The organism is Lentibacter sp. (assembly GCF_029254145.1).
GTDB lineage: Bacteria > Pseudomonadota > Alphaproteobacteria > Rhodobacterales > Rhodobacteraceae > Lentibacter.
Map to the genome: position 1 here is coordinate 1 of NZ_JAQWYD010000028.1, position 13,826 is coordinate 13,826.

At 56.2% G+C, this 13,826-nt stretch carries 14 protein-coding genes; 4 read left to right on the top strand and 10 right to left on the bottom strand.

What is annotated here, in order from left to right:
- Positions 1 to 333 precede the first annotated feature (333 nt).
- Positions 334 to 2,049, top strand: coding sequence for a bifunctional sulfate adenylyltransferase/adenylylsulfate kinase (locus P8O11_RS03535; protein ID WP_300291708.1), 1,716 nt, complete (start codon positions 334 to 336; stop codon positions 2,047 to 2,049).
- Between the two features lie 69 nt (positions 2,050 to 2,118).
- Here the strand turns inward: P8O11_RS03535 and P8O11_RS03540 are convergent, their stop codons facing one another.
- Together P8O11_RS03540 and P8O11_RS03545 are read right to left on the bottom strand one after the other, a co-directional pair.
- Positions 2,119 to 2,346 (bottom strand): DUF1150 family protein, encoded by a 228-nt coding sequence (locus P8O11_RS03540; protein ID WP_300291710.1) that lies wholly within the window; start codon positions 2,344 to 2,346, stop codon positions 2,119 to 2,121.
- An 11-nt stretch (positions 2,347 to 2,357) separates the two neighbouring features.
- Positions 2,358 to 2,777 (bottom strand): Hsp20 family protein, encoded by a 420-nt coding sequence (locus P8O11_RS03545; RefSeq protein ID WP_089887439.1) that lies wholly within the window; start codon positions 2,775 to 2,777, stop codon positions 2,358 to 2,360.
- A 163-nt stretch (positions 2,778 to 2,940) separates the two neighbouring features.
- Between P8O11_RS03545 and P8O11_RS03550 the strand changes: the two genes are divergently transcribed.
- The 3 genes from P8O11_RS03550 to P8O11_RS03560 all read left to right on the top strand — a co-directional run bounded on the left by P8O11_RS03550 (position 2,941) and on the right by P8O11_RS03560 (position 4,783).
- Complete coding sequence (locus P8O11_RS03550) at positions 2,941 to 3,165, top strand: DUF465 domain-containing protein (protein WP_300291714.1); 225 nt, start codon at positions 2,941 to 2,943, stop codon at positions 3,163 to 3,165.
- A gap of 69 nt (positions 3,166 to 3,234) precedes the next feature.
- Complete coding sequence (gene purE, locus P8O11_RS03555) at positions 3,235 to 3,720, top strand: 5-(carboxyamino)imidazole ribonucleotide mutase (protein WP_300291717.1); 486 nt, start codon at positions 3,235 to 3,237, stop codon at positions 3,718 to 3,720.
- Entirely contained in the window at positions 3,713 to 4,783 is a 1,071-nt protein-coding gene (locus P8O11_RS03560) for a 5-(carboxyamino)imidazole ribonucleotide synthase (protein WP_300291719.1), read from the top strand. Before purE ends, P8O11_RS03560 begins: the two co-directional genes overlap by 8 nt.
- Positions 4,784 to 4,789: 6 nt before the next feature.
- Here P8O11_RS03560 and P8O11_RS03565 read toward each other — a convergent pair whose 3' ends face one another.
- From P8O11_RS03565 to P8O11_RS03600, 8 genes are all read right to left on the bottom strand, one after another.
- Positions 4,790 to 6,916, bottom strand: a complete 2,127-nt coding sequence (locus P8O11_RS03565; RefSeq protein WP_300291721.1) for a DEAD/DEAH box helicase — start codon at positions 6,914 to 6,916, stop codon at positions 4,790 to 4,792.
- 130 nt (positions 6,917 to 7,046) lie between these two features.
- Entirely contained in the window at positions 7,047 to 7,814 is a 768-nt protein-coding gene (locus tag P8O11_RS03570; RefSeq protein WP_300291723.1) for an amino acid ABC transporter ATP-binding protein, read from the bottom strand.
- A gap of 15 nt (positions 7,815 to 7,829) precedes the next feature.
- Positions 7,830 to 9,128, bottom strand: a complete 1,299-nt coding sequence (locus P8O11_RS03575; protein WP_300291724.1) for an amino acid ABC transporter permease — start codon at positions 9,126 to 9,128, stop codon at positions 7,830 to 7,832.
- 3 nt (positions 9,129 to 9,131) lie between these two features.
- Positions 9,132 to 10,352 (bottom strand): ABC transporter permease subunit, encoded by a 1,221-nt coding sequence (locus P8O11_RS03580; protein ID WP_300291726.1) that lies wholly within the window; start codon positions 10,350 to 10,352, stop codon positions 9,132 to 9,134.
- Positions 10,353 to 10,485: 133 nt separating this feature from the next.
- Positions 10,486 to 11,505: an amino acid ABC transporter substrate-binding protein gene (locus P8O11_RS03585; protein ID WP_300291728.1), complete on the bottom strand. Its 1,020-nt coding sequence runs from the start codon at positions 11,503 to 11,505 to the stop codon at positions 10,486 to 10,488.
- 203 nt (positions 11,506 to 11,708) lie between these two features.
- On the bottom strand, positions 11,709 to 12,422 hold the full coding sequence (locus P8O11_RS03590) for an ATP12 family chaperone protein (protein ID WP_300291730.1): 714 nt from the start codon (positions 12,420 to 12,422) through the stop codon (positions 11,709 to 11,711).
- Positions 12,419 to 13,084 carry an HAD-IA family hydrolase gene (locus P8O11_RS03595; protein WP_300291732.1) on the bottom strand — a complete coding sequence of 222 codons (666 nt, stop codon included), beginning with the start codon at positions 13,082 to 13,084 and terminating at the stop codon, positions 12,419 to 12,421. Before P8O11_RS03595 ends, P8O11_RS03590 begins: the two co-directional genes overlap by 4 nt.
- Positions 13,081 to 13,826 (bottom strand): pseudouridine synthase (locus P8O11_RS03600; protein WP_300291734.1); only part of this gene is annotated, 746 nt, incomplete at its 5' end. The genes P8O11_RS03595 and P8O11_RS03600, both read right to left, overlap by 4 nt.

Genomic DNA, 13,826 nt, shown 5'->3' on the forward strand with positions numbered 1-13,826 from the left:
CTTTGCCAGATGATAAAGAACCGACGTCCCGACAACGCCACCCCCAATAACCACAGCGCGATAATGCGAATTCATGTCTCTTCTCCCATCTGGCCACAGGAGACGGGCTGCTTCGCCGACTCACTGTATTTTGAACAAGCTTCGATATAATAGACACTTCTGTCTGGAAGTTTTTCACTTCACAGCCTGCGCTCCAAATGACTCACAACCAGCGCTTTTTCACAACAATGCCACCCTTTAGCTTGAAATTTACCTTGTCACTGGCATAGCTGACCCCGACCAAACGATAACGAGCGAGCGTCAGCGCTTCGCCACAGCTCAAGAGTAGTAACAATGTTCGCACCCAATCTTGCCCCCATCCCCGAGCTTTATGTATCCTATGACAGCGCCCAAAAACTCAAAGTCGAAGCTGCCGATTTGGTCAGCCACGATCTGACTCCACGCCAGATTTGCGATCTAGAGCTTTTGATGAATGGCGGCTTCAACCCGCTCAAAGGCTTTCTAAGCGAGGCAGACTATGATGGCGTGGTTGAGAACATGCGCCTTGAAAGCGGAGCGCTCTGGCCCATGCCTATCACATTGGATGTGAATGAGGACTTCGCAGCCAAGCTAGAACTTGGCCAAAATATCGCCCTGCGTGACCAAGAGGGCGTCATCCTCGCCACAATGACAGTCACAGACCGCTGGGAGCCGAACAAAGCCCGCGAAGCCGAGATGGTGTTCGGCGCAGACGATGATGCGCACCCCGCCGTGAACTATCTGCACAACCAGGCAGGCAAGATCTACCTCGGTGGCCCCGTGACAGGCATCCAGCAGCCCGTGCACTACGACTTCCGCGGTCGTCGCGACACGCCCAACGAGCTGCGCGCCTATTTTCGCAAGCTCGGCTGGCGCAAGGTTGTCGCCTTCCAAACGCGCAACCCACTCCACCGCGCGCACCAAGAGCTGACCTTCCGCGCTGCGCGCGAAGCCCAAGCCAACCTGCTCATCCATCCCGTTGTTGGCATGACAAAGCCTGGTGATGTCGATCACTTCACGCGCGTACGCTGCTATGAAGCCGTTCTCGACAAATATCCTGCCTCCACGACATCAATGAGCCTGCTCAATCTAGCGATGCGCATGGCAGGCCCGCGTGAAGCGGTCTGGCATGGCCTCATCCGTGCCAACCACGGCTGCACCCACTTCATCGTGGGTCGCGACCACGCTGGCCCCGGTAAAAACTCCGCAGGCGAAGACTTCTACGGCCCCTATGACGCCCAAGACCTCTTCCGCACCCACCAAGACGAAATCGGAATCGAAATGGTGGACTTTAAGCATATGGTCTGGGTCGCCGAGCGCGCTCAATACGAGCCAATGGATGAAATCAAAGACAAAGACGATGTCACCATCCTCAACATTTCCGGCACAGAGCTGCGCCGCCGCCTCGCTGAGGGCTTGGAGATTCCAGAATGGTTCTCCTTCCCCGAAGTCGTATCAGAACTGCGCAAAACCCGCCCGCCACGCTCAAAGCAAGGCTTTACCGTGTTTTTCACAGGCTTCTCGGGGTCAGGCAAATCCACCATCGCCAACGCCCTCATGGTCAAGCTGATGGAAATGGGTGGCCGCCCTGTCACCCTGCTTGATGGCGATATCGTTCGCAAAAACCTCTCCTCAGAGCTTGGCTTCTCAAAAGAGCACCGCGATCTGAACATCCGCCGCATCGGCTATGTTGCGAGCGAAATTACAAAGAACGGCGGCATCGCTATCTGTGCGCCCATCGCGCCTTACGCCACCACCCGCCGCGCCGTCCGTGAAGACGTGGAGGCCTTTGGTGCCTTTGTGGAAGTCCACGTAGCCACCAGCATTGAAGAATGCGAGCGCCGCGACCGTAAAGGCCTCTACAAACTCGCGCGTGAAGGCAAGATCAAAGAGTTCACAGGAATTTCAGACCCCTATGATGTTCCTGCCAGCCCTGAACTCAGGGTTGAAACCGAGAATGTAGATGTCGACAACTGCGCTCACCAAGTGCTGCTCAAGCTCGAAAGCATGGGCCTGATCGCCGCTGAGTAAGGCATACCCCAGAAACGCAAAAAGGCGCGGGCATCAGCTCCGCGCCTTTTTTGTATCAATGCGTGTCGCTTAGTGCGCCGTGACAGGCGTCATATCGTTCTGACGCGCCAGCATGAAGGCAAGCTTGCGGTCCTTCACAAGCGCCAAGCGCTCACCCGATGCATCATGCACCGCATAAAGCTTTTTCAGCCCCGCCGCTTCGGCGCGGACCTCTTCAGGAAGATCCGCGAGTGCCACTTCGCGTACATACACAATCGGCTGCTCAACATCGGCCGCGAAATCATAAACTGTATTCATATTGCCTCTCCTTACTTTTTGCCCGACTTGATCTTGATCGTCTGCACAACCTGCTCAGGCTCCGCGCGTGTGAGATCAATATGCAAAAGTCCATTCTCGATGAGGGCTTCGCCCACCTCGACCCCATCAGCCAAGACAAAAGAGCGTTGGAACTGGCGCGCCGCGATCCCACGGTGCAGAAAGACCCGCTCCTCGCTGTCGTCTGACTGACGGCCACGAATAACAAGCTGCTTGTCTTCGATAGTGATCGCAAGGTCTTCCTCCGCAAAGCCAGCAACGGCAAGCGTGATGCGATAGGAATTGTGCGAGGTTTGCTCGATATTGAAAGGAGGGTAGCCCTCGTTGCCAGACTTGGCCGTGCGCTCCAAAAGGCGCTCCAGCTGTTCAAAGCCCAGAAGATAGGGATGTGATCCCAAAGTAAGTTTGCTCATGACACGCCCTTTTTGCTTAAGCGACAGTGTGTATTCGCAGGCCCCATTGTGGCAACCTGACTTCCTCTAATATGGGAAAGCGGCACAAGCTCTGCAAGAGCTTTGCGAAAATGCATTCTTTCAGTATCTTACAGCTCTTGCCCCAAATGGAATCACAGCGCCAATGAATGCCCCCAATGACCTCGCGATGAAGAACGAAGACGTGCTGCGCTTTGAGCTTGAAGTCTTCAAGCGCGAGCATCGCGACCTCGATCAAGCCATCGAAGCACTTGTTGAGAAGGGCACAGCCGACCAGCTCACGATACGCCGCCTGAAAAAACAAAAGCTCCAGCTAAAAGACAAAATCGCGCTGATCGAAGACAGACTGCTTCCTGACATTATCGCCTGAAACGCCATGCCATTGCGCCGCCACCAAAACCGCCTATAGTGCGCGCTTCTTAAGGATCGGAGCTACGTCATGAGTGTCAAAATCGGGATCATTATGGGCAGCCAGTCAGACTGGGCCACAATGAAAGAAGCCGCCATCGTTCTTGACGAACTGGGCGTGAGCTATGAGACAAAAATTGTCTCTGCACACCGCACACCAGACCGCCTCTGGACCTATGGAAAAGAGGCCGCCGCGCGTGGCCTTCAAGTGATCATCGCTGGCGCTGGTGGCGCCGCCCACCTCCCTGGCATGATGGCCTCCAAGACTCGTGTGCCTGTGGTTGGCGTCCCTGTCCAGACCAAGGCGCTCTCAGGCGTTGATAGCCTCTATTCCATCGTCCAGATGCCCAAAGGCTTCCCAGTCGCGACAATGGCCATCGGCCCGGCAGGCGCAGCCAACGCTGGCCTGATGGCCGCAGGCATCCTTGCCTTGCAAGACGCAGAACTGGCTGCACGTCTTGACACATGGCGCGAGGCCCTCTCCGCCTCCATCCCCGAGGAACCCACAGATGACTGACCCTCTCGCTCAAGGCAGCACCATCGGCATTCTTGGCGGAGGTCAGCTTGGGCGTATGCTCTCAGTTGCCGCAGCCCGTCTCGGCTTCAAAACTTGTGTGTTCGAGCCTGCCGGAGACTGCCCTGCCAGCCATGTTGCAAACTACCATTTGCAAGCCAGCTACGAAGACGAAAGCGCGCTCAAAAAATTCGCCGACAGCGTCGATGTCATCACCTATGAGTTCGAAAATATCCCCACATCCGCGCTGGATACACTCGAAGCCATCCGCCCCATTCACCCCTCACGCGAGGCCCTGCGCATCTCTCAGGACCGCCTGATTGAAAAAGACTTCCTCACAAACCTCGGCCTGACAGTCGCGCCCTACGCCCCCGTCAATTCAGAAGCGGATCTGCGCGCAGCCGTCGCCAAAGTGGGCCTCCCAGCAATCCTCAAGACATGCCGCTTCGGCTATGACGGCAAGGGCCAAGCCCGCCTTGAGACCGAAGCCGACATCGCCCCTGCATGGGAAGCGATGTCCGGGGCTCCCTCTGTGCTGGAAGGCTTCATAAGCTTCACCAAAGAAATCAGCATCATCGCAGCGCGCGGGCCGTCAGGCGAAGTGTCCTGCTATGATCCAGGGGAAAACGTCCACGAAGGCGGCATTCTACGCACGACAACTGTGCCTGCCGTAATCCCCGCAAGCCTACGCACCGATGCGGTCCTGCTCGCGGCGCGCGTCCTCAATGCGCTTGAGTACGTCGGCGTCATGGGTGTCGAGCTTTTCGTCACACCAAATGGCCTGATCGTCAATGAAATCGCCCCGCGCGTTCACAATTCAGGCCACTGGACACAAAACGGCTGCACGGTTGATCAGTTTGAACAGCACATCCGCGCCGTCGCGGGCTGGCCCTTGGGCAATGGTGCGCGTCATGCGGATATTGTGATGGAAAACCTGATCGGCGACGATATGGACCGCGTGCAAGAGCTTGCAAAGTCAGCTGATGCAGCGCTTCACCTCTACGGCAAGGCCGAGGTAAAAAAAGGGCGCAAGATGGGTCACGTCAACCACATCAAGCGCCCCTAAGCTTTTTTAGCCTTTGCGCTTAGGCGCAAAGTTGCCGCCCTTAGCGCCGCCGTCAGCGTCGGCGCGGCGTGCCTTGTTCTTCTTTGAGCTTGGCTTGCCTTTGCCCTTAGGCGGAGCAGTGCCGTCGCTCGGGCCTTTCTTGCCAGCTGTCTTCCAGCGTGGCTTGTCTCCACCAGCAGCCGCTGCGCCACGCGCAGGCTTCTTGCCCTTGAAGTCCATCCGCTCTGAAGGATTTGCCGCGTTCCGTGGCGCAGGCTTCTTGCCTGCTGGTTTTTTCGGCTCGCTTACAACACCTTTAGGGCGGCTGTCTTCGGGGCGCTTTGGCTTTGACGGACGCTCACCCTTCGGCTTTTCATAGCGGGGCTTCTCACCCCAAGGTGTCTCACCCTTGGGCTTTTCAAAACGTGGCTTATCGCCCTTGGGTTTGTCAAAACGTGGCTTGTCGCCGCGGGGGGCATCGCCCTTTGGCTTGTCATAGCGTGGTTTGTCACCACCACGCCCTTTGTCAAAGCGTGGCTTGCTGTCCCGTGGCTTAAAGGTCGACTTGGGAAGATTTGCGAGATCAGGCGCTGCATCAAGCTTCTTGATCGCGGCTCCCTCCACTTTCATTCCGTCGCCCAAAGCGCTCAGGAAACTCGCAACACTGGCTTGGCGAATTTCGATATAGCTCTCATCTGGCCCAATACGGATCGCGCCGATGTCAGTTTTGTTCAGCCCGCCTGCCGTACAGATCGCTGGCAAGACACGGCGTGGCTCGGCTCCGCCGTTGTTGCCCCCCGCCAAAGCAAACCAGACGCTCGGCCCAAAAGGCTCGCGCGGAGCGCGCGGCTCGGAGGCCCCAGAGTTCGCAAGGTCTTCAGGTGCTGAGTGATGCTGCTGGTAGAGGCGCAAATATGCCGCTGCCAGCTGCTCAGCTGTAAAGGCATCAGCCAACATAGCCACACGCGAAGCCTCGGACTCAGGCACGGCTTCATGCCATGCAGGATCCGCAAGCATCCGCTCGGCGTCGCGTTCAAGAACCGCGTCCGCTGATGGCGCTTCTGCCCAGTTGGCAGTCAATTTTGCCCAGCTCAAAAGGCGCTCCGCCTTTTTGCGGGTCTTCGGTGGCACGATCAGAACAGACGTACCCTTGCGCCCCGCGCGGCCTGTACGGCCTGAACGGTGCAAAAGCGTTTCGTGGTTGTTCGGAAGCTCAGCATGAATAACGAGGTCAAGCTTGGGCAAGTCGATCCCGCGCGCAGCAACGTCTGTTGCCACACATACCCGCGCACGACCGTCGCGCATCGCTTGCAAAGCGTGAGTGCGTTCCGCTTGGCTCAATTCACCAGACAGCGCCACAACAGCAAATCCACGGTTTGAAAGGCGCGTCGTCAGACGGTTCACAATTGCACGGGTATTGCCAAAAATAATTGTATTAGGCGCTTCGTGATAACGCAGCACATTGATGATCGCGTTTTCCGCATCGCGCTGCGACACATTCAGTGCCTCATAAGTGATGTCGGCGTGCTGCTTTTCCTCAGCAACAGTTTCAACGCGCACAGCATCTTTCTGGTAGCTCTTCGCCAGCTTGGCAATCGCCGCAGGCACAGTCGCCGAGAAGAGCAAGGTCTGGCGCTCTTCAGGGGCTTCAGAGAGAATAAACTCAAGATCTTCACGAAAGCCAAGGTCCAGCATTTCGTCAGCTTCGTCCAGTACGACGGCCTTCAGCTCTGAGAGGTCAATGCTGCCGCGCATGATATGGTCGCGCAGACGGCCTGGCGTAGCCACAACAACATGCGCGCCGTGGTCCAGTGCGCGGCGTTCGTCACGCATATCCATGCCACCAACAGTCGAAACAATCTGGGCTCCTGTGTTGCCATAGAGCCAAACGAACTCGCGTTTCACCTGCAAGGCAAGCTCGCGCGTCGGCGCAATAACCAAGGCCAGAGGGGCTGACGCGGGGCCAAAGGCCTCAGCCTCGCCCAAAACCGAGCCAGCAATCGCGAGGCCAAAGCCCACGGTCTTGCCCGAACCCGTCTGCGCCGAGACGAGCATGTCTCTGCCTTCTAGGTCTGGTTGGGTGACAGCGAGCTGAACGGGTGTGAGCGTGTCATATCCGCGCGTTTCAAGCGCTTGGGAGAGTGCATTTTTCAAGGGAGGGCCTGCTTTGGGCTAAAGGTCTGATCAAGCGCCCGCGTTTAAAGCCTTTTGCACCGCTTGTATAGAGGCAAAGAAAAAAGGGCGGAAGCTCGCTCCCGCCCTCTTCATATCGTGTTCACTGGTCTTAGTGACCCAAAATCTGGCTCAAGAAGAGTTGTGTACGGTCCGACTTAGGATTGTTGAAGAACTCTTCAGGCTCGTTTTGCTCAACAATCTGGCCTTGGTCCATGAAGATCACGCGGTTTGCGACCTGACGGGCAAAACCCATCTCGTGAGTCACGCACAGCATGGTCATGCCCTCTTCTGCCAGCTCGATCATCGTATCGAGAACTTCTTTGATCATCTCTGGGTCAAGCGCTGATGTCGGTTCGTCAAACAGCATGATCCGTGGCTTCATGCAGAGCGAACGTGCAATCGCAACCCGCTGCTGCTGCCCGCCCGAAAGCTGACCCGGATATTTGTTAGCCTGATCAGGAATCTTCACCTTCTCAAGGAAGTGCATCGCGATCTCTTCGGCTTCTTTCTTGGGCGTTTTACGCACCCAGATCGGCGCCAACGTGCAGTTCTCCAAAATCGTCAGATGCGGGAAGAGGTTGAAGTGCTGAAAGCACATGCCCACTTCCGAGCGGATCTTATCAATGTTCTTGAGATCGGAAGACAGCAATGTGCCATCAACTTCGATCTTGCCCTGCTGATGCTCTTCCAGCGCGTTGATGCAGCGGATCAGCGTCGACTTGCCCGAGCCTGACGGCCCACAAATCACAATACGCTCGCCCTGATACACCGTCATATCAATGTCGCGTAGCACGTGAAACGAGCCATACCACTTGTTCATATTTTCGATGCTGATCGCGACTTCGTCGGAAACTTTCATCTGTGCGGTCTCGGCCATTGCCCAACCCTCCCTTTAACGGTGATCTGTCGCAAGACGGCGTTCGAGCCACTGCGAATATTGTGAAATGCCGTAGCAAACGATGAAGAACAGGACGGAAGCAAACATGAAGAGCTCCCAGTAAATGCCGTTCCATTCGGTTGAGGCAAGAATGGGTCCGCGGATCATGCCGACAAGGTCGAACATAGAAATCACAGACACCAGTGTTGTGTCTTTGAAGAGGCCCACGGCCACGTTCACAATCCCCGGAATGGAGATCTTGAGCGCTTGCGGCAGGATGATCAGGCGCATGGCTTGCGGATAATCAAGGCCAAGACTGTCAGCCGCCTCATACTGACCCTTTGGCAAAGCCGCGAGGCCACCTCGGATCACCTCAGCGATATAGGCCGCTGAGAACATGGTGATCATGATCACCACGCGCAAGAAGAGGTCCACGCCAGAGCCCGGCGGGAAGAAATACGCAAGCATCACGTTGGCCACGAACAAAAGCGTGATCAAAGGCACACCGCGAATGAATTCAATGAACACCACGCAGATGATCTTGATCAGCGGCAAGCTCGACTGACGCCCGAGGGCCAGCGCAATCCCGATCGGAACCGAGAGTGTCACACAGGTAAGGCCCAGCATCATGTTGAGCATGAACCCGCCAAGGTCGCGGCTTGGGACGGCAGACAACATGGCCGTATCGTTGGCCCCGTCAGGGATCAATGCGCCGCCAATTGCCCAAACAGCTATGGCTGCTGCCACGCCACCGAGAGCACCCGTTGCAAAGCTCCCTTTGACAAAGCGCGCGTAGACCAAATAGCCGGCAACCACGCCCAAGAGCGCAAGCAGCGGCGTAAAGATTGTACCGCCCCAGATCAGCCAATAGGCCGTAAACGGGAAGAGCGCAGTGATGATCAAAAGCTTGCGTGGCAAGTCAAAGAAAAGAACAGGCGCAAGTGCGGCGAACATCAAGACAAAGGCCAGCGTCGGACGCCAGTATTGGTCTGGTGGATACTTGAAACCAAAGAGAAGCTGGTTCCAGCGTTCTGTCAGAACCGAGAAGCAAGCTCCCGTAGCTCCCTCCAGAACCTCGCGGCATTCAGCAAGGCTCTGCGTGTTCCACAACCCGTTGAACATCCACGGCGCCGCCAATGACACAAGCAAATAGATCACATAGAGCGATACAATCGTGAGCAATCCGTTGGCCCATGTTGGGAACAAATTGTCTTGCAACCATCTGACAACACCCGTCGCCGATGCGGGAGCGGGTTGTTCCGCCAAGAAAGTCTCGCGCACAAAGGCGACAGAGTCTGCACGTTTATCTGACATGGCTCAGCGCTCCTTCAGCTTCATGGCGTTGTTATAGACGTTCATCAACATTGAAATCCCAAGCGAAATGACAAGATAGAAGAGCATTAAGAGCAACACACATTCAATCGCACGACCGGTCTGGTTGAGCGTGATGCCCCCCAAAGTCGCAGTGATATCGGCATAGCCCACAGCAATCGCGAGCGATGTGTTCTTGGTGATATTGAGATAGTTCGAAATCAGCGGTGGAATGATCACGCGCAGCGCCTGTGGCAGAACCACAAGGTTCATGATCCGCCCCGAGCGTAGCCCGAGAGCCGCAGCCGCTTCTGTTTGCCCCTTTGACACAGCCTGAATACCAGCCCGCACGTTTTCCGCAATGAACGCTCCCGTATAGATCGACAGAGCGAACCAAAGCGCAATCAATGGCGCACCGATTTGGATGCCACCTTTCAGGTTAAAGCGGTTGGCCAAAGGATCAGGTGCATCAAGGCCGATCGGTTGACCCATAATGAAAAACGCCAGAACTGTCGGTACAATCAGAATTGCCAGTGTCGGCCATCCTGTTGGAAGAAGCTTGCCTGTCGCGTAGAGCAGGTTCTTTGCATAGCGGCGGTAGGCGAAAACTCCGATGATTGACGCGATAAACACAGCAATCACGACACCAGAGCCCGCGTTCCAAATCGGCGCAGGCGCGTAAACGCCACGGTTGGTAAACGCAAAATATCCTAGAAAAAGCTCTTTCTCTGGCTCCGCGCCAAGATAGGCGCGCGAACCTGGCAAAACAGCCGTCAGGACAGTGAAGATGATGATGATCCAGATCAGTACGGGCACGTTGCGGAAGATTTCCACATAAAAAGCCATAAGCTTTCGAACGAGCCAGTTGTTGGACAACCTCAGAACACCAGCAATCACACCGAAGAAGGTCGCTGTTGTACATGCCAGCACAGCAACAAGCATCGTGTTGATGATCCCGACAAAAGCGGCACGCAAATTGGTGGATTGGCTATCATAGCCAATCAGCGTTTGGTTGATGTCATAGCCCGCAGGGCTTCCCAAAAACTCATAGCTGATGTTGAGGCCCAAGTCGCGCAGGTTGGTCATCACGTTGTTGGCCAGATAGACCACAACAGAGATCAGCAAAACGAGTGCAATGCCTTGGAAAGTATAAGACCGATAGCGCGTGTCGTTCAGCAACATTGAAAGCCGAAACGCACCTTCTGGAGGATCAGTAAGTGTCGTCATCTAGGACGTCCCCGTGGTTGGCTGGCTCTCCTCAAGAGTCGCGTCGTTGCGCGGTGAGAGACCAGTTTCTTATTTTTGTGATCGTAGCGGATATGAAAAGGGCGCGGAGTTCCGCGCCCTTTCCGGTCAGGTCTTAGCGGAAGGGTGGTGAGTAGAGAAGACCACCGTTTGTCCACTGTGCGTTGAGGCCACGTGAGAGACCGATTGGTGTCGCTTCACCAATGTTCTTCTCAAAGATCTCGCCGTAGTTGCCGCTTGCCATGATGGCTTTGGCAGCCCAGTCAGCTGACAGGCCGAGCATTTCGCCCAGGTTGCCTTCTGTGCCGAGCAGACGGTTGATCTCAGGGTTGCCGCCTGGGGCCGCTGACATTTCGCCGATGTTGGCTGATGTCACACCGAGCTCTTCAGCCGTGATCAGAGCGTTGAGTGTCCAACGGACAACATCGCTCCACTCATCGTCACCGTGGCGAACGACTGGGCCGAGTGGCTCTTTTGAGATGATTTCTGGCAGCAGAACGTGGTCGCCAGGCGCTTCAAATGTAGCGCGTGTCGCCGCGAGGCCTGATGCGTCTGTTGTGAAAACATCGCATGCACCAGCAAGGTACTGCTGCTGTGCTTCCGAGTTTGTTTCGATTGGCACTGGCTGGTAGCTGATGTTGTTCGCACGGAAGAAGTCCGCGAGGTTCAGCTCGGTTGTTGTACCTGTCTGGATACATACTGTCGCGCCATCAAGTTCTTTGGCCGAGCTTACGCCCAGTGCCTTAGGAGCCATGAAGCCTTGACCGTCGTAGTAGTTAACACCTGTGAAAGTGAACTTTAGGTCAACATCGCGTGAGAATGTCCATGTGGTGTTGCGTGCCAGCATGTCGATTTCGCCCGAAGCAAGCGCTGTGAAGCGTGTCTTGCCTGTTGTCGGTACAAATTCTACAGCCGCAGGATCACCCAGTGTCGCTGCCGCAACAGCGCGGCATACAGCAACGTCGAAGCCGTTCCATTCGCCATTGGCGTCTGGAGCCGCGAAGCCGACGAGGCCAGTGGTCACACCACAGTTCAGCTTGCCACGCGCTTTAACATCGTCAAGCGTGCCAGCCGCTGCAACGCCAGCCGCGAGGCCCGCGACTGTCAGTGCGCCAAGAAATACGGTTTTTTTCATGATTACCTCTTCCTATTGTCCGCCTTTGAGCAGACGGTTTATCCCAGTTCTCCCAAACCGGGGTTGGTTTTTCGGAGAGCTGCCTCTCCAGTGGCGACGAGTTTGGTCGCATTTCAAGCCAAAGGTCAAGCCTGTGAAATGTAAAAATACCCTTAACAGGTGTTCGATTTTCTCTTGATTTCCCTAGCGTTAAGCTTGGCTTCTCAAGGCCTTACGCATGCATGATAAAACGCATAGGCATGTCGGAATTGAGTCATCTTGAGCGCTGCCATTTCGCTGGCCTCATCATCAACACCCCATTGCTCTTCCTGCCAAGTTTCGTCGATTCGTGAGGTATTCCATAAATTTTCAGCCGTATCACAGCCCTCTGCCGCCCTCAGCCCCAAGACAAAAGATCCGCTCATACTGACCAGATCGTGAAACGCCGTCAAAGAAAACGCACTCATCGCCTCACAGAGCTCACGCGCCCGTGCAAGACTCGCGTCCGCCTGTTTGACTGGCATCACACCCGTCGCAATCGACAGCTCAAGTCCAAACCGTTCACGCGCCCAATCCAAAGCGTCGTCCCATGCGGCGGCCTGACGCTCTTGCAGCTCGATAGGCGATTCGGCGCGATAGCAAAGCAGGTCCGTGCCCGCATAATCAGCGATCAGCCCCACCACTTCGCTATGCTGCACGGCCACCTTATCAATCGCCGCATTGGCGGAGCGGGTATAGGGCATTTTTGACGGGTCAATCTCGGCCTCAACGGCACGCCACTCTTGCGCGACCCGCTCAGCCAGAACGGCATTCGGCACAATCAAAGCCGTCTTAGCCGGCGTCTTCACGCCTCGTCCGTCAAGCTCGATAGCAAATCCAGCCTCAACGGGCTTCGGCGTCACTTCGCTCCAAAAGCGCTTCATTTTCCATTCGCTCATGCAGATACTCCCAACAGCGCGTTTACCGCGTCATAAAGCTCGACAAAATGGCCAATCAGCCTGTCCGCGCCCAGTGTCTCAGGGGCATGGTAACCCCATTGCACACCAACAGTGGCAATCCCTGCCGCCCGCGCCATTTCCATATCAAATCGGGTATCCCCCACCATCACTGCCTGATGCGGCGCAAGCCCCGTATCCCGCAACACAGCCTCAAGCATCGCAGGATGCGGCTTGGATGGATGAAAATCCGCCACTTGCTCGGAAACAAAATACCCCGTTAGCCCATGGCCTTGCAAAAGCTTGTCTAGCCCGCGCCGCGACTTGCCTGTCGCCACGGCCAAAAGCGTTTCATCCTCCGCCCGCAAGCGCTCCAAAGCGGCCAAAGCCCCGTCATATAGCGGAGACGATTCGGCCGTCCCCTTCTCTGCCCGCAGACTCATATAGGAGGCCTTATAGCCCTCAACGAGCGCCACATGATCGGTCGCACGTTCAGGCGCAAGCACAGCCATCGCCTCAGGCAAGGACAGCCCGACAATCGAGCAGATCTCTGCGCGGCTCGGCACATCCGCACCCACGCTCGCAAAAGCCGCGCCCATGGCGGCGCAAATATCATCTTGGCTGTCGACGAGCGTTCCATCGACATCAAAGATCACTACTCTCATGACATCTCCTCAGTCGGATCAGACAGCGCATCGCTCTCAACCCACTGAAACGTGTCCCATGTCTCTTCCATGTGCTCAGGCAAAGGCGCACGGAATTCCATCACCTTGCGTGTCTCTGGATGCTCGAGCCGCAAATAGCGCGCGTGAAGATGCAGCTTTTTGCTCAGCCCGCCGCCAAGCTGCGCGCCCCAGCCGTCACCAAGGTTCTCTTGGCTCGAGCCGCCATATTTTCCATCACCAATGATCGGATGCCCAAGTTCCGCCATATGCGCTCGAAGCTGGTGCGTACGTCCCGTCACAGGAACCATCGCAACCCAAGCACAACGCTGGCCCGCATTTTCCAGAACCATAAAATCAGTCTGTGCGCGCTTTGCGCCTTCCGTACGGTCCACGGCGCGCGGATGCACACACATCATCTTTTCGCCCTCGCCCTTAGCGCCATGGCCCGCCGCCTTCACAAGCCCCCAGCGGATCATGCCCATGCGCGGATTGGGTACACCTGCGACAGCGGCCCAGTAGATCTTACGAGTCTCACGGTGGCGGAACGCCTCGGTCAGTGTTTTCGCAGCAAGCCGCGTACGCGCGAGAACCAGAATACCCGAGGTATCCTTATCCAAACGGTGCACAAGGCGTGGTTTTTCGTCAAAACCGAACTTCAAAGCCTCGGCCAACCCGTCCTTGTCGAGCGGCCGGGCAGCGACGAGGTACCCCAGCGCCTGTTCGTAGCCGAAGACAAAGCGCT

What these genes read in the sequence shown, in the direction of transcription:
- P8O11_RS03535 (WP_300291708.1), top strand. Translation starts at nt 334, where the DNA reads ATGTTCGCACCCAATCTTGCCCCCATCCCCGAGCTTTATGTATCCTAT.
- P8O11_RS03540 (WP_300291710.1), bottom strand. Translation starts at nt 2,346, where the DNA reads ATGAATACAGTTTATGATTTCGCGGCCGATGTTGAGCAGCCGATTGTG.
- P8O11_RS03545 (WP_089887439.1), bottom strand. Translation starts at nt 2,777, where the DNA reads ATGAGCAAACTTACTTTGGGATCACATCCCTATCTTCTGGGCTTTGAA.
- P8O11_RS03550 (WP_300291714.1), top strand. Translation starts at nt 2,941, where the DNA reads ATGAATGCCCCCAATGACCTCGCGATGAAGAACGAAGACGTGCTGCGC.
- purE (WP_300291717.1), top strand. Translation starts at nt 3,235, where the DNA reads ATGAGTGTCAAAATCGGGATCATTATGGGCAGCCAGTCAGACTGGGCC.
- P8O11_RS03560 (WP_300291719.1), top strand. Translation starts at nt 3,713, where the DNA reads ATGACTGACCCTCTCGCTCAAGGCAGCACCATCGGCATTCTTGGCGGA.
- P8O11_RS03570 (WP_300291723.1), bottom strand. Translation starts at nt 7,814, where the DNA reads ATGGCCGAGACCGCACAGATGAAAGTTTCCGACGAAGTCGCGATCAGC.
- P8O11_RS03575 (WP_300291724.1), bottom strand. Translation starts at nt 9,128, where the DNA reads ATGTCAGATAAACGTGCAGACTCTGTCGCCTTTGTGCGCGAGACTTTC.
- P8O11_RS03580 (WP_300291726.1), bottom strand. Translation starts at nt 10,352, where the DNA reads ATGACGACACTTACTGATCCTCCAGAAGGTGCGTTTCGGCTTTCAATG.
- P8O11_RS03585 (WP_300291728.1), bottom strand. Translation starts at nt 11,505, where the DNA reads ATGAAAAAAACCGTATTTCTTGGCGCACTGACAGTCGCGGGCCTCGCG.
- P8O11_RS03590 (WP_300291730.1), bottom strand. Translation starts at nt 12,422, where the DNA reads ATGAGCGAATGGAAAATGAAGCGCTTTTGGAGCGAAGTGACGCCGAAG.
- P8O11_RS03595 (WP_300291732.1), bottom strand. Translation starts at nt 13,084, where the DNA reads ATGAGAGTAGTGATCTTTGATGTCGATGGAACGCTCGTCGACAGCCAA.